The 18,534-nt window shown below is 53.4% G+C and carries 19 protein-coding genes, 1 tRNA gene and 2 pseudogenes; 14 read left to right on the top strand and 8 right to left on the bottom strand.

Annotated elements, in window-relative coordinates; all coding sequences use genetic code 11:
• The first annotated feature begins 95 nt into the window (after positions 1-95).
• The 4 genes and pseudogenes from L1889_RS02845 to L1889_RS02835 all read left to right on the top strand — a co-directional run bounded on the left by L1889_RS02845 (position 96) and on the right by L1889_RS02835 (position 3,244).
• A complete protein-coding gene (locus L1889_RS02845) occupies positions 96-1,469 on the top strand; it encodes an alpha,alpha-trehalose-phosphate synthase (UDP-forming) (RefSeq protein WP_238663795.1) in 1,374 nt (457 codons plus the stop codon).
• 90 nt (positions 1,470-1,559) lie between these two features.
• Positions 1,560-2,573: an SDR family oxidoreductase gene (locus L1889_RS02840; RefSeq protein ID WP_238663794.1), complete on the top strand. Its 1,014-nt coding sequence runs from the start codon at positions 1,560-1,562 to the stop codon at positions 2,571-2,573.
• A gap of 42 nt (positions 2,574-2,615) precedes the next feature.
• A pseudogene (locus L1889_RS19025) lies at positions 2,616-2,810 on the top strand (trehalose-phosphatase); the annotation flags it as partial.
• A complete protein-coding gene (locus L1889_RS02835; protein ID WP_372871107.1) occupies positions 2,729-3,244 on the top strand; it encodes a trehalose-phosphatase in 516 nt (171 codons plus the stop codon). The pseudogene L1889_RS19025 and the gene L1889_RS02835, both read left to right, overlap by 82 nt.
• Positions 3,245-3,330: 86 nt before the next feature.
• Here the strand turns inward: L1889_RS02835 and L1889_RS02830 are convergent, their stop codons facing one another.
• From L1889_RS02830 to L1889_RS02820, 3 genes are all read right to left on the bottom strand, one after another.
• Positions 3,331-3,963: a BON domain-containing protein gene (locus tag L1889_RS02830; RefSeq protein ID WP_238663792.1), complete on the bottom strand. Its 633-nt coding sequence runs from the start codon at positions 3,961-3,963 to the stop codon at positions 3,331-3,333.
• Between the two features lie 19 nt (positions 3,964-3,982).
• Positions 3,983-4,345, bottom strand: a complete 363-nt coding sequence (locus tag L1889_RS02825) for a hypothetical protein (RefSeq protein WP_238663791.1) — start codon at positions 4,343-4,345, stop codon at positions 3,983-3,985.
• Between the two features lie 341 nt (positions 4,346-4,686).
• Positions 4,687-4,762 (bottom strand) — tRNA-His (locus L1889_RS02820).
• A gap of 151 nt (positions 4,763-4,913) precedes the next feature.
• Here L1889_RS02820 and L1889_RS02815 point away from each other — a divergent pair.
• The 5 genes and pseudogenes from L1889_RS02815 to L1889_RS02795 all read left to right on the top strand — a co-directional run bounded on the left by L1889_RS02815 (position 4,914) and on the right by L1889_RS02795 (position 9,127).
• Positions 4,914-5,539, top strand: a pseudogene (locus tag L1889_RS02815) (L-threonylcarbamoyladenylate synthase).
• 93 nt (positions 5,540-5,632) lie between these two features.
• Complete coding sequence (locus tag L1889_RS02810) at positions 5,633-6,283, top strand: site-2 protease family protein (RefSeq protein WP_238663790.1); 651 nt, start codon at positions 5,633-5,635, stop codon at positions 6,281-6,283.
• A gap of 78 nt (positions 6,284-6,361) precedes the next feature.
• A complete protein-coding gene (dapA, locus tag L1889_RS02805; protein WP_238663789.1) occupies positions 6,362-7,267 on the top strand; it encodes a 4-hydroxy-tetrahydrodipicolinate synthase in 906 nt (301 codons plus the stop codon).
• Entirely contained in the window at positions 7,264-8,397 is a 1,134-nt protein-coding gene (bamC, locus tag L1889_RS02800) for an NlpB/DapX family lipoprotein (RefSeq protein ID WP_238663788.1), read from the top strand. Before dapA ends, bamC begins: the two co-directional genes overlap by 4 nt.
• A gap of 220 nt (positions 8,398-8,617) precedes the next feature.
• Positions 8,618-9,127, top strand: coding sequence for a FecR domain-containing protein (locus L1889_RS02795; RefSeq protein WP_238663787.1), 510 nt, complete (start codon positions 8,618-8,620; stop codon positions 9,125-9,127).
• 133 nt (positions 9,128-9,260) lie between these two features.
• On the opposite strand, the gene mutS is transcribed toward L1889_RS02795, so the two are convergent.
• The 4 genes from mutS to L1889_RS02775 all read right to left on the bottom strand — a co-directional run bounded on the left by mutS (position 9,261) and on the right by L1889_RS02775 (position 13,439).
• Positions 9,261-11,888, bottom strand: a complete 2,628-nt coding sequence (gene mutS / locus L1889_RS02790; RefSeq protein ID WP_238663786.1) for a DNA mismatch repair protein MutS — start codon at positions 11,886-11,888, stop codon at positions 9,261-9,263.
• 80 nt (positions 11,889-11,968) lie between these two features.
• On the bottom strand, positions 11,969-12,223 hold the full coding sequence (locus tag L1889_RS02785; protein WP_238663785.1) for a hypothetical protein: 255 nt from the start codon (positions 12,221-12,223) through the stop codon (positions 11,969-11,971).
• Between the two features lie 10 nt (positions 12,224-12,233).
• Entirely contained in the window at positions 12,234-12,458 is a 225-nt protein-coding gene (locus L1889_RS02780; RefSeq protein WP_238663784.1) for a YdiL family protein, read from the bottom strand.
• Positions 12,459-12,689: 231 nt separating this feature from the next.
• A complete protein-coding gene (locus L1889_RS02775) occupies positions 12,690-13,439 on the bottom strand; it encodes a sulfite exporter TauE/SafE family protein (RefSeq protein ID WP_238663783.1) in 750 nt (249 codons plus the stop codon).
• Between the two features lie 127 nt (positions 13,440-13,566).
• Between L1889_RS02775 and L1889_RS02770 the strand changes: the two genes are divergently transcribed.
• Positions 13,567-14,460, top strand: a complete 894-nt coding sequence (locus L1889_RS02770) for a LysR substrate-binding domain-containing protein (RefSeq protein WP_238663782.1) — start codon at positions 13,567-13,569, stop codon at positions 14,458-14,460.
• Between the two features lie 264 nt (positions 14,461-14,724).
• Positions 14,725-15,318 (top strand): TetR/AcrR family transcriptional regulator, encoded by a 594-nt coding sequence (locus tag L1889_RS02765; RefSeq protein ID WP_238663781.1) that lies wholly within the window; start codon positions 14,725-14,727, stop codon positions 15,316-15,318.
• A gap of 12 nt (positions 15,319-15,330) precedes the next feature.
• Here the strand turns inward: L1889_RS02765 and L1889_RS02760 are convergent, their stop codons facing one another.
• Complete coding sequence (locus L1889_RS02760; protein WP_238663780.1) at positions 15,331-16,224, bottom strand: AraC family transcriptional regulator; 894 nt, start codon at positions 16,222-16,224, stop codon at positions 15,331-15,333.
• Positions 16,225-16,382: 158 nt separating this feature from the next.
• On the opposite strand from L1889_RS02760, the gene L1889_RS02755 reads away from it, so the two are divergent.
• From L1889_RS02755 to L1889_RS02745, 3 genes are all read left to right on the top strand, one after another.
• Positions 16,383-17,138, top strand: a complete 756-nt coding sequence (locus tag L1889_RS02755) for an SDR family NAD(P)-dependent oxidoreductase (RefSeq protein WP_238663779.1) — start codon at positions 16,383-16,385, stop codon at positions 17,136-17,138.
• Between the two features lie 139 nt (positions 17,139-17,277).
• The gene (locus L1889_RS02750) at positions 17,278-18,060 is read left to right on the top strand and encodes a MipA/OmpV family protein (protein ID WP_238663778.1); all 783 of its coding nucleotides are present in this window, start codon (positions 17,278-17,280) and stop codon (positions 18,058-18,060) included.
• Complete coding sequence (locus L1889_RS02745) at positions 18,038-18,223, top strand: hypothetical protein (protein ID WP_238663777.1); 186 nt, start codon at positions 18,038-18,040, stop codon at positions 18,221-18,223. Before L1889_RS02750 ends, L1889_RS02745 begins: the two co-directional genes overlap by 23 nt.
• Positions 18,224-18,534: the final 311 nt, after the last annotated feature.

Here is an 18,534-nt window from a genome sequence, read left to right as displayed (position 1 = left end):
GTATACTCAGTTCGTAAGCAAGCGGCGTGCCCAGACAGGGCAGGCACGATATTTGCGAGATGTCTCTCACTGATAAAAACCTTGAGGAGAGAAGAATGTCAAAGCTGTTCGTTGTGTCGAACCGAGTCATCCAGGACGGAGTCCGGGAAGGCGGGGAAGGAGGCTTAACAACGGCTGTCTGGTCAATGCTAAAAGACCTTCACGGCTCATGGATCGGGTGGAGTGGCTCGGTTTCTGACGATGAGTCTGTGCAGCTCAAGATGGCGTCAGGAGTGGCCATTTATACAACCGACATGTCAGACCGCGCTTACGAGAAAAATTATTGCGGCTTTGCGAATGCCTGTTTATGGCCGTTGTTTCATGAGCGTCTGGATCTGGTTCGTTATGATGAAAGCGACTTTTCCAGTTATATGGATTACAACCGCCGCATCGCGATGGTTTTGTCCGAACTGGCGCAGCCCGAAGATTTGATTTGGGTTCATGATTATCACTTCCTACCCCTCGCGCAGATCTGCCGCGATTTGGGAATGAATCAGCGCATAGGCTTTTTTCTGCATACTCCCTTTCCACCTCCTTCGGTAATCAGTGCACTACCAAATCACTGGCAGAGTATGAAAACGCTTCTATCGTATTCGCTAGTGGGGGTGCAATCAGGGTTTGATGCTGAAAACCTTCAGAGTTATTTACGCCAGCAATCCGATGGAAATAAAGCTAGTGAACCTTTGGTTGCCGCTTTTCCTATCAGTATTGACACCCGGGGCGTCATCAGTTCGGCCTTGGCTTGCACGGGCAGCTCCGATTTCGGCTCAGAAACAAAGCGTTCCAGTGTGCGGATTTTCAGTGCTGATCGCATGGATTACAGCAAGGGATTCATTAATCGGATTCTGGCTTACGATCAGTTCTTGTCTAAGCGGTCTGACCCTTGTCCGGACATTCAATATTGTCTGGTGGCGCCGGACTCCAGGGAAAACATTAGCGAGTACCGTAACCATAAGTCAGAAGTCATGTTGCTTCTGCTTGAGGTACAACAGCGCTGGCGGGACGATTACGAAAACTGTATAGAAATGATTAATCAGCCAGTGGCGCCAGAGCCCTTGCTGGCAATGATGCGTGCTTCTCAGGTAGGGTTTATTGCGCCATTACGTGACGGGATGAATCTGGTGGCAAAAGAATATATTGCTGCTCAAAACCCTGTCGATCCGGGTGTGCTTATTGTGTCGAAGTTTTGCGGCGCAGGGCGAGAACTCCCTCGCGCAGGTCTTATTGCTGTCAATCCCCACGATATTAGTGAAATGGCTCGTGCCCTGGAAGAGGCGGTAGTGATGCCGCGTACAGAGCGGGTGCGGCGTCATCGGCTATTGATGTCTCATCTGCTTGAGTATGACGTGAAGTGGTGGGCGAGGAGCTATCTGAAAAGCTTGCAGGCGGAGTCGTGTTTGAGCATGAGCGACACCTCAGTTACCGTCTAGGCATACTACTTGCTGGCACCAGGGAACCTTATGATTTTTGGGAATTAGCGGAGTTCGCTATGACGGACGATACTAAACCGGGAGCACACTATGAGTGGACATGAGCTGGGCGGCAGCGGCAAAAAAGCGCAGGACACCCTTGAAAAGCAACGGCAGATACACGAGAAACAAAAGCATCTGGATGTTTTTTCTGAGCAAAATGAAAGTTGCAGTACTCCTCAAAATGGCTGGGATGCTCCACATGGACTGGTCTACCCAAGTGCTCCAGTCTCTACAGAGGTGCTGGAAAAACCGGGCGAGGAAGCAGAGCTTGACGTCGCTCCTCATTACCTGGCGCGCCGCTATAAGGGAAGCCAGAAGCTGAAGGATAAAGTAGCACTTATCACCGGCGGAGATTCCGGCATCGGTAGAGCGGTGGCGGTATTGATGGCACGAGAAGGAGCCTCTATTGCCATCGTATATCTGGCTTCGACGGAAGACGCAGAGCAGACTCGAGAGGCCGTCATAAACGAGGGGGCTGAATGTGTGTTGATTCAGGGTGATGTGAAAGACCCTCATTTTTGTGCTGCTGCGGTAGAGCACACCATTGCTCAGTGGGGACGCCTTGATATTTTAGTCAACAATGCTGCTTTTCAGCAGCACGCTAACGCTCTTGAACAGTTGGATATCGACCGATGGCAAGAAACCTTTTCTACCAATATGGGTGGCTACTTCAATATGGCTAAAGTGGCATTGGTCCATATGAAACCTGGTGCCTGCATTATTAACACCGGCTCTGTTGTCGGATTAAGGGGCAACGGAAATCTTTTGGATTATGCGAGTTCAAAAGGGGCGATTCACGCCTTTACCTATTCACTGGCTGCAAATTTAGGACCACGCAAAATTCGTGTGAATGCAGTGGCGCCTGGCCCGGTGTGGACACCGCTTAACCCCGCCGACGGGTCTGCTGAAGATCTGCAGGACTTCGGAAAAAACACCGTTTATGGCCGTCCGGCCCAGCCCGAGGAAATTGCTCCGGCGTATGTGTTTTTGGCAAGCGAGCAGTGCTCCAGTTTTATTACAGGGGTGGTCTTACCTATAACCGGGACTCCTGGGGATCATTAATGAGTCAATCGGTAATGCAGCCCTTGGACTCCTTAAACTTGCCTGCACTGCTGGAAGAAACCGCATTTTTTTGACCTGGACGGAACCCTGGCTGCAATTTGCTCCCATCCGTCTCAGGTCAGTCTAGAACCGGACGTGTTGAAAATGTTAAGGCGATTGCGAGCGCAGGCAAAGGGAGCTCTGGCGATTGTATCGGGACGCTCTTTGGAAAGCCTGACTACCGTAGTCACAGAGAGCAGTCTCGATCTGGTCAGCGAGCACGGCGCAGCTTTCAGGCTGCAGAATGTAGAAAGTACCGTGGCAGGGCTGGGGTTTCCATTCGGGGGCGAGCATACGGACGCCTCACTGAAGAGCTACAAGGGCTTGAGTATGCATGGGTCGAACAGAAGCGCTATGGGGTCGCTATTCATTACGATCCGGGCAGCACAGAAGCTTTGGCTGTAATAAAGGCTGTGGAGCGTTTTATTAGCAGTGAAAGAGGGCCCGACATTGGGATCTTGCACGGAAAGAACGTGCTTGAGCTTAAACATAGCGTTGCTACCAAGGGAACGGCAATACAGCATTTATTGAACACCAGTCCTTATAAAGGGCGTATTCCCTTTGTTATAGGCGATGACCGTACTGATGAGTCGGCCTTTCTTGTCGCTAATAAAGTAGGGGGCTTTCAGTGAAGGTAGGCAGGGACTCCCACCCCACCTGCGCCACGTATTTTACTGAAAGCCCCGCAAGCCTCCATCGCTGGTTAGCGACGTACTAGCTATGAGTTGCTGCCCCGGACAACCCGAATTTGATTGCTTACTTCGGCGACGCCAAAGCAATCGGCCGCGATGTCTTCTATCTGGTGCTTAGACTGACGGTTTTTTACCGTGCCCGTTAGATTGACATGAGCATCTTTCACATTAACGCTAACGTCCTCTACGTCCAGTCGATGCCGGCTCAGGCGCTCGCAAACTTCATCCTCGATTCGCTCATCGCTTTTCTGGTAGCCCTTGGGCATGACAAAAGGACGGTCATCGTAAGATGAAGAAGATTCTCTGGACTGGGAGTCAGGCCAGTTGGAAGCTCCTCTAGAAGGCCCATAAGGTCTTCCACGCCATGCAGGCGGGTAATCAGCATTTAGATGATCCCATTCGTTCGCATGCCGATAGGGCGAGCCGCCGGCGGAATGTTCATCCCATGGCTGTCCCCATCGGTCTTGGTTACGCCGTTGCCACTGATTGTGTGCCCCTGGGTCGTAGCCGCCTCGCAGACCTTCCCAGCCCGTTCGAGTCCCAGGGTAATCCCATTCCCTAACGTGTGGGGGCGAGGCATAGCCACGCCGCCCCTGGCCCTCAAAGTCCACGTCCCGTTCTGCTGGAGAGGCGCCACGTTCGCGTTTGTCTTTAGCCATAGTGAACTCCTGTAGGTAGTTAGCGATTGATGTGCTTTCCCAGGCACCAGCCCGTAAGAAACGCTGCAGTCACCGCTAAGCAAGTGGCGTGCCACGGTTTGCTCGAAACTAGGTCAGTGGTGCTGTCACATATTTCTTTGCCGCCTGTGCATAAGGCTTCTTTCCAGAGTTCTGCGGCATGTTTGCTGGCCTCCATGGCTTCCCTAAGCTCTTGTGTAGCAAGGGATTGCCGCGAGGAACCTACGCCGGACGGAAGTATCAGATCTTGATCAGACGAAGGGCCGGACGGGTTTTCAGGGTCGGTTGATTGCTGAAGCAGGGGTTTCTCATACTCGTCTCCATTAACAACATTAAAAAACAGGAAGAGTATTTGAAGCAGCAAGTAGCATGCCCGGAGAGCCAAAGCCCGGCTCCTGACGGTTTCAGTGTGGCGGTGAGAAGCTGAGGCTAGCGAAAAAGTGAAGAGCAGAACTCCGATGCATGAATGGACCGAATTTCGTAGAGGTTTTAGAACGCCGGAGTCCAGCGTATGATTAGAAAATAGTAGTTAGGTCAAAAGCCACAAAAAATACTTGGCAAGTGGCGGGCTGCTTTGTTTGTCTTAAAGGCAGACGCAAAAAAACCCGCATGTGGCGGGTTTCGTTCTACTTTCCTTAAATCCGTTCTATTTTTTAGATTATGAAATAATAAGGAAAAGCAATCTATTACTATATAAAGGAATTTTGGGGTGACCGACGGGGCTCGAACCCGCGACAACCGGAATCACAATCCGGGACTCTACCAACTGAGCTACGGTCACCACTGTGTACTGCAAAGAAAAAGAGTATAGCACTAAAAAAATAAAAGTACATCCCCAACATGGCTTTGGAGCCTACCCGGGCGTAGTTAAGTGTTCTGCACAAATAGACACTTTGAACTATATTGTTTTTTACATTTCAAAGGAACAGTATATGGCACAAGTTTTTGTTGTTCACCCCGACAACCCCCAAGCGCGAATTCTGGCTCAGGCCGCTGATATCCTGGCCAATGGTGGCTTGGTAGCGGTGCCCACAGACTCCAGCTACGCGATCGTCGCGCGCCTGGACGATAAGTCAGCGGCTGAGGCACTAAGACGGATACGGGGCTTAGATGAAAGGCATAACTTAACGCTGTTGTGTCGTGATCTCGCTGAAATCAGCACATTTGCCAAAGTGGGTAATACGCAATATCGGCTCCTAAAGTTAGCGACTCCTGGCCCGTGGACGTTTATTCTCGAGGCCACCAAGGAAGTGCCACGGCGCGTATCGCATCCGTCGCGTAAAACCATTGGGATACGTGTGCCCGATAATAATGTGGTCAGGCAGCTTATCGAGCAGGTAGGATCGCCTTTGCTTTCCACCACCTTTATTCCAAACGGAGAAACCGAGGCGCTTAATGACGTGGATGAGATTGAAAGCCGCTATCAGAACCAGCTGGCAGGTATTATTGACGGGGGCCGTGCCCCATGCAGCCTACCACGGTGATTGATCTCACGGCCGAGACGCCCGAGGTGATTCGTCGAGGTTCCGGTGATCCAGGCAAGCTCGGTCTAGAGTAAACTTGGCAAGCTTTAGGCTGTTTTGGCCTGAAGTATAGCTAATATGGGCGGCGTATCCCTGCTACCAGCGAACGCTGTCCCCACTGGACTTACATGGAATCCTTAATTCAGACCATTACGGTGTATGCAATACCCGTTATCTTCGCCATTACCTTACACGAGGCGGCTCACGGTTATGTAGCACGAATGCTGGGTGATAACACAGCGGAGCAGGCAGGGCGTATTACGCTGAACCCTATTCCGCATATCGATCCAATCGGTACCATTGCGTTACCCTTGTTCTTGTTAATTAGTAGCAAAATGCTGGGTGGTGCCGGGCTATTATTCGGATGGGCAAAGCCTGTTCCAGTTGATTGGTCTAAACTGCGTAACCCTAAGCGAGATATGTTGTGGGTTGCCATTGCCGGCCCTGCCTCCAATTTGTTGATGGCAGTGCTTTGGACAATCAGTTTGCGTTTGCTGGGCGGGCTTGAGGCTTCGTCTACTGATTTTGCAGTTCGAATGGCCATAGCGGGCATTAATATTAATCTCGTATTAATGGCGTTAAATTTGCTGCCTATCCCTCCGCTGGACGGTGGGCGTATAGTATTTAGTTTGCTGCCTGATTCATTGGCTAATCCATACTCGCGTATTGAGCCATACGGCATGCTGATACTTATACTTTTGATAGTAACGGGTTCGTTATGGGTGCTTTTAAGCCCATTCCTGGCCTTTGGTGAAAAAGTGATTAACTGGTTCTTATGATTTTTGGCTGAATCCGTTAAACTTAATGATTGTTTATTTTGGCATATGCCGCGTCTTATCCTGGAGACACCCTCGATTATGGCAAGTTCAGACACCGCAACTCCTGTATTTCAAGGCAGTATGGTTGCCCTTATTACGCCTATGTTTCCCGATGGGCAACTGGATTTCGAAGCCTATCGAAAGCTGATTGACTGGCATATTGCTGAAGGTACCGATGCGATTGTTGCCGTAGGAACCTCGGGCGAGTCGCCTACGGTAGACATGAACGAGCATGCCGAGCTTATCGGCATCGCCGTGTCGCATGCCGCAGGCAGAATTCCGGTCATTGCGGGTGTCGGAGGAAACTCAACGGCAGAAGCCATTGAGCTTTCAAAGCACGCCCTTGAAGTAGGGGCTGACGCTGGCCTGTCAGTGGTACCTTATTACAATAAGCCCACCCAAGAAGGCCTCTACCAGCATTTCAAGGCTATTGTCGAGGCTGTTGAGCTGCCTACGATACTGTATAACGTGCCGGGGCGTACGGTTGCAGATATGGAGACCCAAACTGTTCTTCGTCTGGCTCAGGTGCCGGGTATTATTGGTGTCAAAGAGGCTACTGGCGACATAGGACGATTAGCTTCTTTGTTTAAAAACAAGCCTGAAGACTTCATCGTGCTTAGCGGTGACGACGCTTCTGCAGCAGCGCTGATTCTGCTGGGCGGCAAAGGTAATATATCGGTCACCGCGAACGTGGCTCCTCGGCTTATGCACGAACTTTGTGCGGCGGCTCTACAAGGCGACCTGCCCACTGTTCGTCACTTGAATGGTGTGTTGGCCGACCTCAACAGCAAATTATTTATCGAAGCTAATCCGATCCCGGTAAAATGGGCCCTGGCAGAAATGGGTTTAACGCAGCTAGGTTACCGCCTACCCATGACGCCTCTTAGCGAGAAGTATCACGATATGTTGCGTCAACTACTACGGGATGCAGGTCTGATTTCATGAGAATTACGCGTATAAATAAAATTGGTGCCATGGTGGCATTAGGCATGGGCGCCACCCTCATGGCGGGCTGCTCAACCATTAATAAAATCACAGGTGGCGAAGAAAGCGTTGACTATAAAAGTACGGTTCGCGGCGAGCCCCTGAGCATTCCACCTGATTTAACCCAGGCTAATGCCGATGTACATTACCGCGCTCCCGAAGGAGTTACTTCCTACACTGACTACGCACAGGCTCAGCAGGCACAACAGGGCGCTTCCCGCGAACCTGGAATACTTCCTCCGCAAGAGGGTATTGAGGTTAAGCGCGATGGCCAGTTGCGCTGGCTCGAAATCAACCGTTCTGCCGAAGAGGTTTACCCCTCTGTGGTTGAATTCTGGAGCCAGCAAGGCTTTACGCTTCAGTCCCAGGATCCCCGTGCCGGTGTAGTGCAAACAGACTGGGCTGAAAATCGTGCAAAAATTCCTGAAGGCTGGATACGTTCCGCTTTGGGTTCAATCATTGACCAGGTTTTTGACAGTGGTGAACGTGAGCGTTTTACGACTCGTCTTGAACGGATAAATGGTCGTACCGAAGTCTATATCAGCCATCAGCACATGGAAGAAACGCCCACCACCGACGGGGCTGCGTTTAAATGGGTTTATGGTAAAGAAGATCCGGGCCTGAATGCCGCCATGCTGGCAAGGCTGATGGTTTTCTTGGGCACTGATGTGAATACGGCTCAGGCTCAAGTTGCTGAAGCCGAGAAAGCCTCGCCCGACACACTTATCGAAACGGTAACCCAAGACGGATTAGCTGAGCTTAATATTAACGAATCCTTCGATCGTGCATGGCGTCGTGTAGGTGTTGCAATCGACGCTGCAGGCTTCTCGGTTGAAGACCGTGACCGCTCTACTGGTGACTACTACGTTCGTTACCTTGATTCGGACACAGGCGAAAAAATTGAACAGCAGAACATTATTGGCAGGCTGTTTGGGGGTCGAAATACCGCCGAAGCAGCTCGTTATCGCATACGGGTCAATACACAGGGCAGCGCATCCACTGTAACAGTGCTTGATGAGAATGGTCAGGTACAAAACACGGATACGGCCAAGCGTATTTTGAATGTACTTAGCAATCATATGGGTCAGTAATCATCGTATTGCAGGTATCAGAAAACTCCGTCACTCAGGTGGCGGAGTTTTTTTATGTGCGTCTGTTGCCTTGGCGGCATCCCGTTCCAGGAATAATGAACCCATCGGTTAGCCATTGAGCCTTGGTGCATTTTAATAAGGGGCTCGGGGTGGACAGAATAATTTATCTGATAGATAATGAGAATCAATATCATTTGAGTTGTTCGGCTCGGGGGATTTCATGTCTACGCATACAGCTACCTATACATCAACAGGTCAAACAGGGCACCTTGGTTTAAATGCGGTGTTTGGCCGTTTCTTTAAACCCAGCTTGTTGGGGATGTTGTGCTGCGTTGTTAGCTTTGCTGTGGCATCGGTGGCGCTGGCGTATTTTGCCTCATTGTTTCAGGCGTCTACGTCTACCTTGAAGCTACGTTCGCAAGAGCAGCTACTGACCCACCAGGTTGGTTCGGCTTCATGGGTTCAACTGCAGCCGCACACCCACATCAATATAGTCAGCTACGACAATAGAAAAGAAATTCATGTGGTTAACGGGGAAGCGCAAGTTTCACTTCGTGAAGATGTTCAGCTTGCTCCTGTTCGTGTGTATGCAGGAAACAAGGCAGTAGAAAGTCACTCTGCCGATTTAAGTGCAAGCTACAACACCAACAAGCAGGCGTCCATTCATGTGGAAAATGGAACGGTAAAAGACCTCACCGCCCAATCGTGGTGGAGAGCCTGGTTTAACTGATAGACGAATATCGTTAGTTTTCAGCCTTATCGGCGTATAAAAAACTCAAGCCAAGAAACGAAAGTGAACGGACCCGAAGACGTTGGGTGTCAATCCAAGCTCTTCGGGCCTTTCTGCGGCTATCCAGAGCAGGTCAGGGCTGGTGTTTGAACTGCTGCTTCCACAGATACAAGGTATCCAACGCCTCACGAGGACTTAGCTCGTCAATGTTGGTGTTGTTCAGGGCCTGTTGTAGTTCAAGTGCTTTTTCATCGCGCTCGTCGTACACCACTTCAGTTGAAGGTTCAGACGCCGCTACGGAAAACAGGTCCAGCTGCGAGCTTGGGTCATGCTGTGCTTCCAGGCGGCTTAATTCGCGACTTGCCTGGCGTATCACCGCCGCTGGAATACCTGCACGTTGAGCCACCTGAATACCATAGCTTCGACTGGCCGGACCTTCTTGGACCTCATGTAAAAACACGATGCCACCTGAGGACTCGGCTGCAGCCAAATGTACGTTGAAAGCCGACTCTTCAAGCTCGGGTAAGCGAGTGATCTCGAAGTAGTGGGTAGCGAATAGCGTCAAGGCCCGGTTATGACTGAGCAGGCGATTAGCAATAGACCACGCCAATGCCAAACCGTCGTAAGTAGATGTCCCCCGGCCTACCTCATCCATCAAGACAATGCTTTGCGAGGTTGCTGCAGCCAGAATGGCAGCGGCTTCGGTCATTTCCATCATGAAGGTAGAGCGCCCGCCAGCCAGGTCATCGGCTGCACCGATACGGGTAAAGATACGGTCTACCGGACCTACCGTAGCTTGACTGGCCGGAACATAGCTGCCAGTGCGCGCTAGCAAGGCAATCAAGGCGTTTTGTCGCATATAAGTCGATTTACCGCCCATGTTCGGGCCGGTAATCAATAGCATGCGGCGTTGCTGATGCAGTTCACAATGATTGGGCGTGAAATTTTCGATACTATGCTCTACAACGGGATGCCTTCCAGCTTCAATCCACAGCCCGGGCTGTTGGCTAAGCGTAGGTGCAACCCAATCGTTAAGCAGGGCATGCTGCGCCATCGACCCCAGGGCATCGATTTCTGCCAGGGCTGAGGCACAGTTCGATAGCGAAGCCGAAAAAGGACGCAAGGTGTTTAACAACTCGTCAAACAAATACTTTTCTCGTGCCAGGCTGCGCTCTTTGGCCGAGAGAACCTTGTCTTCCCATTCTTTAAGTTCAGGCGTGATGTAGCGTTCGACGTTTTTGAGGGTTTGGCGGCGGCGATAATCGTCGGGTACTTTATCAACCTGTCCTCGGCTGACCTCAATAAAAAACCCATGCACGCGGTTGAACTCAACGCGCAAGTTGGCAATGCCGGTACGCTCACGTTCCCGGGTTTCTATCTGGATTAAAAAGTCACCACTGTCATTGGCCAAGCTGCGCAGCTCGTCGAGATCGGCGTCGTAGCCTGAGGCGATGACTCCACCTTCGCGAATTAACAGGGCGGGTTCTTCGGTAATGGCTTCAGTGAGCGTTTGCGCCAGAGCAGGGCTGAGCTGCAGTCGTGCCAGCAGTGCTTCGACTTCCGGCATCGTATCAAAGCCATTTTGTATATCGGCGCAGAGCTCAGGCAAAAGCGTCAAGGCATCACGCAGGCTTGCGAGTTCGCGAGGCCTGACTGAAGACAGGGCAATACGAGTGGCGATACGCTCAAGGTCTGGATAGTGGGCGAGCGATTTACGTAACTGGCCTAGCGCAGAGCCACCGCTTAACGAGGCCTGGCCTCCGGCGAGCAAGGCGCTGACGATACGCTGGCGCTCAAGCACCGGCTCATTATTGCGCAGAGGATGATGCAGCCAACGTCGCAGCAAACGTGCACCCATTGGCGTTTTGCAATGATCCAGTGTAGAGAACAGCGTAGGCTTTTCTTCGCCACTAATGGTTTCGGTAAGCTCAAGGTTCTTGCGGGTAACGCTATCAAGAACAACAAACTCGCCACTATGCTCTATACCCACTGTTTGAATATGGCTGAGCGCCTGGTACTGAGTGTGCCCAACATAACGCAGCAACGCCCCAGCGGCGCAGGTCGCAACAGGGTAGTCATCAAGGCCAAAGCCCGAAAGCGTATCGGTTTTGAAATGATCAATCAGGGTTTGGGTGGCACCACTGCTTTCGAAATGCCAGTCGGGCACACGGCTGATAGTCTGGGCCAAACCTTCTGCGGCACTGGCAGAGTCAGCCAAAACCAGCTCGGCAGGTTCCAGACGGCTAAGTTCAGTATCGATCAGATCTGGAGAGCACTCGTTAAGCTTGAATTCGCCGCTTGCCAAGTTCATCCAGGCAATGCCAACGCGCTCTTGGCGGTTTTTACGTGCTATATGGAAGGCCGCGATAATGCGATCAGATTTGCTGGGAAGCAAGGCATCGTCGGTGAGTGTGCCCGGCGTAACAATACGTACGATCTTGCGTTCCAGCGGCCCTTTTCCAGCAGTAGCGTCTCCTACCTGTTCGCAAATCGCCACAGACTCACCCAAGGCCACCAGTCTGGCCAGATACCCTTCCATGGCATGATAAGGCACACCAGCCATGGGCACAGGCTCGCCATTCGAGGTGCCACGTCTGGCAAGTGTCAAGTTCAACAGGCGTGCGCCACGCTCGGCATCGGCGTAAAACAGTTCATAGAAGTCTCCCATGCGATAAAACAGCAGATGCGAGCCGGCTTGTTGTTTCAGGCCTAAATACTGCCTCATCATCGGGGTATGCGAAGTTATGTCTATTTTATCCATTAAAATCAGTTAGTTATAAGTTCTGGTGTGTTGGTGTGATGTGGTTTTGGTGTAATTTGAGCCATGCTTTGCATGCCCTCTCACATGCGCTGAAGCTTCCTGGAGGACTCTGTATCTCTCCATTGGCCATAAACTGTGTGCTTGCCGAGTTCGCCGGAATAGCGGATGTTTTCGCACCGGTAGAGAACACCGGAGAAGGTGGCCAGATAGTGGTTCAATGTGGAGACGGCACGCGTGGCGATCAAACCCACACGCACTTTCTGGATAACTTCGGGCAACAGGGCGCTGGGCATGCGGTCGCGGCCGAGAGTGTCCACGCAGATGTCGAGCGCCATCTGTATCACCTCACGTTGAGTCATCTGCTTTGTGATCGAGCGGCCACTGGTTGGTCTTGAGCATGAAAAGCTCGAACAGCCCCGGTGGCATGGCTCGATCGCTGGCCTCCCATTGCTGCCAGCCACGCAGTGACGACCGCACGACGTTGGCGGCTTCTGTTTGCGTGAGCCCCACAGCAAGGCGGGCGTTGCGGATGGCGTCGGGTTTCGGGTTGTGAGGTTTCGTGTCGTTCATGTCGCCGGGTACGAGGCTCGCTGCACGGGAGCGGTTGAGAGGTACTACAATATCGAATCATACGCGCATTGAGCGTATTTCGTCCATGTGTCTTCCCGACACGGAATTTCCGAGAACGTCAGAAGGCTTTGACAAGGGCATCGTTTTCGACTCACCCCTCAAACTCATCAATATTCACGAAGATGCGGTCATCGGGCGCTTTACGCCAGATTCGCCCTCGTTACCGCAGGCTCAGAAAACAGAGCGAACAATGAGCTCAACACCTAGGACGCCGAGGAAGATCATGAACCAACGACGGAAGGTTGCGACGCTAATCCGTGCCCGGACAGCTGTTCCCACCCACATGCCCAGAAAGGCTGGAATGATGGCTAACGCTGACAAGGTGATGTTTCCAGGGTGAAGTGCGCCGCCCATCCCCAACCCCACTGCAAGCGCTATGGTTGAAACTGTAAAGGATAGTCCTAGCGCTTGGATGAGATCATCTTTGTTTAATCCAAGCGCTTGGAGGTAAGGAACTGCGGGAATCACGAAAACCCCGGTTGCCCCAGAGACGGCGCCCGTGATTATTCCAATGGCCGGAGATAACCCGCGCTCCAGGCGCGGTGGAACCGACAAAGGTCGCGCCAAGAAACCATGCGCCACATAGAGCACCAAGGCGGCTCCCAACGCCATGTGTGTCAGTTTAGTGTTGGCATTCCTCAATAGCCATGTGCCGGCAATGGTGCCCACTACAATAGCGAGCATCATCAGCCACAACCTCTTGATTAACCCGTAAAAATCGGGTCCGGTGATCAATTGCCAGAAATTTGTCACGAAAGACGGGATGATCAACAGAGAAGCCGCAGTGAGTGGCGACATAATGGCGCTGAGAACCCCCATCGAGAGAGTAGGCAACCCCATCCCTGTCACGCCCTTGACGATGCCGGCCACGAAGAACGTTAACGCGATAATGAGTACGTTCAGGGAAAAGAGGTCATTCATTCTGATTTGCCTAAGCCGTGAGGTTTATAAAAAATAATAAGCGCAATAATCTCGCTTCACAATCTGGCTTTTCCGATGCCTGACTCAGGCGCACCCTGAGGGTAAGTATGATAATCTGATTCTTATCATGCGCTTTGATCTCGTCGACTTACGACTCTTTCTCCATGTGTACGAGGCAGGGACCATTACGGCCGCCGCCGCGGCGAGCCATATGACGCTCGCCTCCGCCAGCGAACGCATTCGCGGGATGGAGGACGACATTGGCACGCTCCTGCTCGTACGCGATCGTCGTGGCGTGCGTATCACGCCTGCTGGCAGGGCCCTCGTACACCATGCACGGCTTGTCCTGGCCCAAATTGATCGGATGCACGACGACCTGGGTGACTATAGCGCCGGCTTACGAGGGCACGTGCGTCTGCTTTGTAATACGTCGGCGCTCAGCGAACATCTTCCCGATGTCATAAGCAGCTTTCTTGCCGAGCATGCCGGCATTTCAATAGATCTCGAAGAGCGCACCAGCGACGAGATCGTAGATGCGGTACGTAATCAGTTGTGTGACGTAGGCGTAATGGCTGACTCGGTAGACTTAGATGGATTGGAGTGTTTTGTATTCCGTCCTGATCCTCTCGTTCTCGCAGTACCGCGTGATCACGTGCTTGCGGAGAAGAAAAGAGTGTGTTTAGCCGAAGTCGCCCATCAACCATTCGTGGGACTTGGCCCGGGCAGCGCGTTACACGATCATGTGACGCAGCATGTACGTCGTTTAGGAACGAGCTTGAATTACCGAGTGCGCCTGCGCGGCTTCGACTCTATATGCCGCGTTGTGGGACGCGGCATAGGTTTGGCTATTGTTCCTAAGGCAGTTTGCCTGAGGTATACACGGTCAGCAGGCATCAAGATTGTTTCGCTATCTGACCCATGGGCGCAACGCAACCTAGTGGTTTGTGTGAGGCACATGAAAGATTTACCTGATTATGTCCAGCGACTCATCCAATACATACTCGCACAACGGTCTCCTTAATAAGCAAGCAGGACGGCTGCTACGCTGTACCCCTTGTAACTCATCAAATGGGTGGCGTACGACTCTCAATTCCTTGAGGGATATGATGCGGTTGAGCCAAAAATATCCATCGTTTTCAGGTTGTTGCGATAGAGCTACTGGGTTTGTCGGCGTGTTTTCGAGCGAAATTGTGCTCGGTGCGCGCCGCTCGGAAGAACGTTGTAAGATACGCGGTCGAATCCTAGTGGCGGACACTACGGAAAAAATACATAGGAGAGCCAAGCCATGCCATCATCTAGTTCGATAAAGACCCGCCGTCGCGGGGCTGAGCTCGAGGAGGCGATTATTGACGCGGCCTGGGCCGAGCTCGTGGAGCGTGGGTATGCGGGCTTGACGATGGAAACGGTGGCGAATCGCGCTCGTACGAGCCGCTCTGTCCTTGCACGGCGCTGGGATGGAAAGGCCGCACTTGCCGTCGCAGCGATCAGGCATCAATTGGCCAAACACCCGTTGAACGTTCCTGATCGGAGCTGTTTGCGCGAGGAGCTTTTGGAATATCTCGATCGCGTGAGCGACCTCGCGCCGATCAGCGGCGTGGTTTTCTCTGTAGCCTTGAATGGGGTCTTTCGCGAGACCTATGCCTCTCCCCAGGCATTGCGTCAGGCACTAAGGCACGGTCGGCCTGACAACCTAGGCTTAATCCTGCGCCGCGCTGTGGAACGCCGGGAGATAGACCCGGCCAAGCTGGTCGCGCCGATTGAAACACTGTTGAACGACCTTATTCGGCACTACGTCGTAATGCACCGATCTGCACCACCGAAGGACTTGCGTGTGGCCTGGGTTGACGCCATCTTTTTGCCGCTTGTTCGGCCTGATTGATCGTACGTCGCCTTATGTCATCGCTTTGGTTGAGCTTCTGAGCAGTTCAGTATCGGCGGCGGGCGGCAGGCCGAACATTCGGCGGTACTCGCGCGAGAACTGCTGCACACTTTCATATCCTACGGCAAACGCCGCACTGGAGGCCGATATGCCTTCGGAGCTCATCAACCGGCGAGCCTCGATCAAGCGCAATTGCTTCTGAAATTGCAGTGGCGTGAGCGAGGTTGCCGCGCGAAAGTGCGTATAAAATGAAGAGGGGCTCATACCCGCCGTCGCCGCCAGCCGTTCGATGGGCAGGGGCTGTGCGAATGCGGAACGAAGTAGGGAAACGGCGCGGGCTACGTGCTGCGCGTGGCTTTGCGGCCAGCCAAGCCGGCGAATCGCCGGGCCGTGTCGGCCAGCCAACAACCAGTAGTGCATTTCACGCACTAGCTGCGCATTCAGTACCGGCAATGCCGCCGGACGCTCAAGCAGGCGCATCAGCCGTAGTGCCGTATCGGCGACTTCTGCATCGGTCGGCTCGACCCGTATCGGTGAGCTGTGAGCCACCGGAGCGCAGCGCAACTCCAAAGCCAGGTCGGCGATGACGGCCAAATCCAGATGCAGGACAAGCGAAAAGTAGGGCGCAGCGGCGCTGGCTCGCGTGATCTGGCTGACCGTAGGTACGTCCGCTGTAATCAGCAATGATGCGCCGGGCTCCAGGTCGAAGGACTGCGTCCCCATTGTCACTCGCTTGCTCCCTTGCAGCACTAGGCAGACGAGCGGTCGTGAAATTGCGTAGTCAAGTCCGCTGGGCGCAGTCGAGCGGATAGTGGCCAGCGCGGGTATAGGCGTTTGAGCAAACCCGGCCGGATCAGCATAGCTCTGCATGTAGCGACGTACCGTATCAAGCAATGTGTCGTTCATACCTTCCTCCTTCTTCACAAGGTAATGGTATCGGGTTGTGGATGACAGGCCACCAGATATGTGGGAAAAGGCAAACAACCTGTAGATTAAGGCAAAGGCGAACGCCCGACGGAGCGCGAGAATAGCGGTACCCAATTTCACCACGCTGGAGTTATCGCATGAGCAAGATTTCTGTTGTTACTGGCGCAAGCCGCGGTCTGGGCCGCAATGCAGCCCTATCCATCGCCCGCAATGGCGAAGACGTCATCATCACCTATCAGAGTCGCGAGACGGAAGCGCTGGACGTCGTCACCGAGATTGAAGCCTTGGGCCGCAAAGCCGCCGCCCTGCAGCTTGACATCGGGGATGTCCGGGCCTTCCCACCTTTCGTCGAGCGCCTACGCGCCGTACTGCACCGCACTTGGCAGCGTGACACCTTTGATCACCTGGTCAACAACGCGGGCCATGGGGACGTGGCTCCTATCGCGCAGATGACTGAAGAGGCGTTCGATAAACTGGTCAACGTGCACTTCAAGGGCGTGTTCTTCCTGACCCAGAAGCTGCTGCCGATTCTGGCGGACGGGGGTCGCATTGTGAACTTATCCAGTGGGCTGACCCGCGTGTCTGCGCCTGGCTGGTCCGCTTACGCGGCGGCGAAGGGCGCGGTCGAGGTGCTTTCGGTCTACATGGCGAAGGAACTGGGCGAACGCGCAATCGCGGTCAACACCGTGGCGCCCGGCGCGATCGAGACCGATTTCCTTGGCGGCGCCGTACGGGACACGCCCGAACTGAAGCAGTTTTTTGCCGGCATGACTGCTCTGGGGCGGGTGGGCGTGGCCGACGATGTCGGGCCGATGATCGCCAGCTTGCTCACCGACGACAATCGCTGGATCAACGCGCAGCGCATTGAAGTGTCGGGTGGCCAGGGCATCTGAGCCGGTGCGATCGAGGCCGATGATCCGGCTACCTCGTTGTGTCATAAACCGGTCATAAATAAGATGCACATATGTATCTTGACGATTCGCTGAGATCCACATTAAGATACGCAAACGTATCTTAATGTGGAGTTTCAGTATGAATCAATTTGCCTCGGTGCGAGCCTGCTCAGGCCGTTATATACAACGCAGTATCGTTCTGGCCGCGTTCGGGCTCGCAGTGGGGCAGGCGGCCTACGCTGCGGACAACGATCGGCTGAAGATTGGGGCGGGGGCGGCGGCCACTCCTCGCTTCCAGGGCTCCGACAAGTATCGTGTACAGCCGGTCCCTTTGATCGACTTTAAGAAAGGGCGCTTTTTCGCCAGTACGGGAGATGGCATTGGTTTGAACATTTATCAGACGCCTCGCTTTACGTTCGGGGCCGGCGTGGACTGGATGACAGGCTACCGTAGCAAGGACGTGCCCGACGGCATCGGCAAGCTGTCCGATGCGTTGGGCGGAAAACTCTTCGTTTCCACCCGACTGGCGGACACAGTCCTTACGCTGTCCGTGACCCAGGCGATGACCAAGAGCGAGCGAGGCCTGCTCGCCAATGCGCGACTGTCTTATCCTTATTCTGTTACCGAGCGGTTCAAGGTCATTCCCAGCGTCTCCGTGAACTGGGTGAACGCCAAGTATATGGATAGTTATTTTGGAGTGAGTGCGGAACAGTCGGCCGCGTCAGGGCTGGGGCAGTACAGTCCTTCGGCGGGCTTTAAGGACGCTTCGCTCCGTCTTGCGGCCAGCTACGACCTGAACAGGAAATGGAGTGTAACGGGTGGGGTGGGCGTGAGCCGTCTGTTTGGCGACGCGGCTGACAGCCCGCTGGTCCAGCGCAAGACACAAGTGCAGAGCATGATTGGCGTGGTCTACACGTTTTAATCGGATCGGTGCGGCGTTGCGCGGTCCAATTTCCGTTGAGCATGACGGGCAAGGCAAATTCGGTCTGATCGAGGCCGTTACCGAAAGCCGCTACCAGCCTGGAGTGCCCCGGCGAATATACCGGTTCTTCTTAGCGTCGCCCTACTTCCTACTGGCCATGTAGTGCTCAAGTGAGATAAATGAATGCGACGGACGATAACTCCCTGAGGCTGTCGCTCCAAGCCAGTAGGCAAGTAGAGCGCGTGCGCGGCTTGCCTACGCTTCGTTTAGGACATGAAATATGCTAAATCGCTCCCGAGCTGGCAGACGCTGCCCGTTCCGGGCTGGCCGACAAGGAGTTGACCGACCCGACATCTCCTGGCGTATAGAGTCGGGCGCATAATGTTGTGATGTGAGCACAATAATGTTTATGTTGCTATGCAGCATAAAGAGGCCTATGCTGAAGAGAGCTGGCACGCCAACGCCTAGCATTGC

It is taken from the genome of Paenalcaligenes niemegkensis, assembly GCF_022230885.1.
In the GTDB taxonomy this organism is placed as follows: domain Bacteria; phylum Pseudomonadota; class Gammaproteobacteria; order Burkholderiales; family Burkholderiaceae_B; genus Paenalcaligenes; species Paenalcaligenes niemegkensis.
The sequence above is the reverse complement of the archived record's forward strand: the minus strand, read 5'-3'. Positions and strand labels throughout refer to the sequence as shown.

What these genes read in the sequence shown, in the direction of transcription:
- dapA (WP_238663789.1), top strand. Translation starts at nt 6,362, where the DNA reads ATGGCAAGTTCAGACACCGCAACTCCTGTATTTCAAGGCAGTATGGTT.
- L1889_RS02750 (WP_238663778.1), top strand. Translation starts at nt 17,278, where the DNA reads ATGAATCAATTTGCCTCGGTGCGAGCCTGCTCAGGCCGTTATATACAA.
- L1889_RS02830 (WP_238663792.1), bottom strand. Translation starts at nt 3,963, where the DNA reads ATGGCTAAAGACAAACGCGAACGTGGCGCCTCTCCAGCAGAACGGGAC.
- L1889_RS02810 (WP_238663790.1), top strand. Translation starts at nt 5,633, where the DNA reads ATGGAATCCTTAATTCAGACCATTACGGTGTATGCAATACCCGTTATC.
- bamC (WP_238663788.1), top strand. Translation starts at nt 7,264, where the DNA reads ATGAGAATTACGCGTATAAATAAAATTGGTGCCATGGTGGCATTAGGC.
- L1889_RS02780 (WP_238663784.1), bottom strand. Translation starts at nt 12,458, where the DNA reads ATGAACGACACGAAACCTCACAACCCGAAACCCGACGCCATCCGCAAC.
- L1889_RS02845 (WP_238663795.1), top strand. Translation starts at nt 96, where the DNA reads ATGTCAAAGCTGTTCGTTGTGTCGAACCGAGTCATCCAGGACGGAGTC.
- L1889_RS02775 (WP_238663783.1), bottom strand. Translation starts at nt 13,439, where the DNA reads ATGAATGACCTCTTTTCCCTGAACGTACTCATTATCGCGTTAACGTTC.
- mutS (WP_238663786.1), bottom strand. Translation starts at nt 11,888, where the DNA reads ATGGATAAAATAGACATAACTTCGCATACCCCGATGATGAGGCAGTAT.
- L1889_RS02765 (WP_238663781.1), top strand. Translation starts at nt 14,725, where the DNA reads ATGCCATCATCTAGTTCGATAAAGACCCGCCGTCGCGGGGCTGAGCTC.
- L1889_RS02840 (WP_238663794.1), top strand. Translation starts at nt 1,560, where the DNA reads ATGAGTGGACATGAGCTGGGCGGCAGCGGCAAAAAAGCGCAGGACACC.
- L1889_RS02770 (WP_238663782.1), top strand. Translation starts at nt 13,567, where the DNA reads ATGCGCTTTGATCTCGTCGACTTACGACTCTTTCTCCATGTGTACGAG.
- L1889_RS02755 (WP_238663779.1), top strand. Translation starts at nt 16,383, where the DNA reads ATGAGCAAGATTTCTGTTGTTACTGGCGCAAGCCGCGGTCTGGGCCGC.
- L1889_RS02760 (WP_238663780.1), bottom strand. Translation starts at nt 16,224, where the DNA reads ATGAACGACACATTGCTTGATACGGTACGTCGCTACATGCAGAGCTAT.
- L1889_RS02785 (WP_238663785.1), bottom strand. Translation starts at nt 12,223, where the DNA reads ATGGCGCTCGACATCTGCGTGGACACTCTCGGCCGCGACCGCATGCCC.
- L1889_RS02795 (WP_238663787.1), top strand. Translation starts at nt 8,618, where the DNA reads ATGTCTACGCATACAGCTACCTATACATCAACAGGTCAAACAGGGCAC.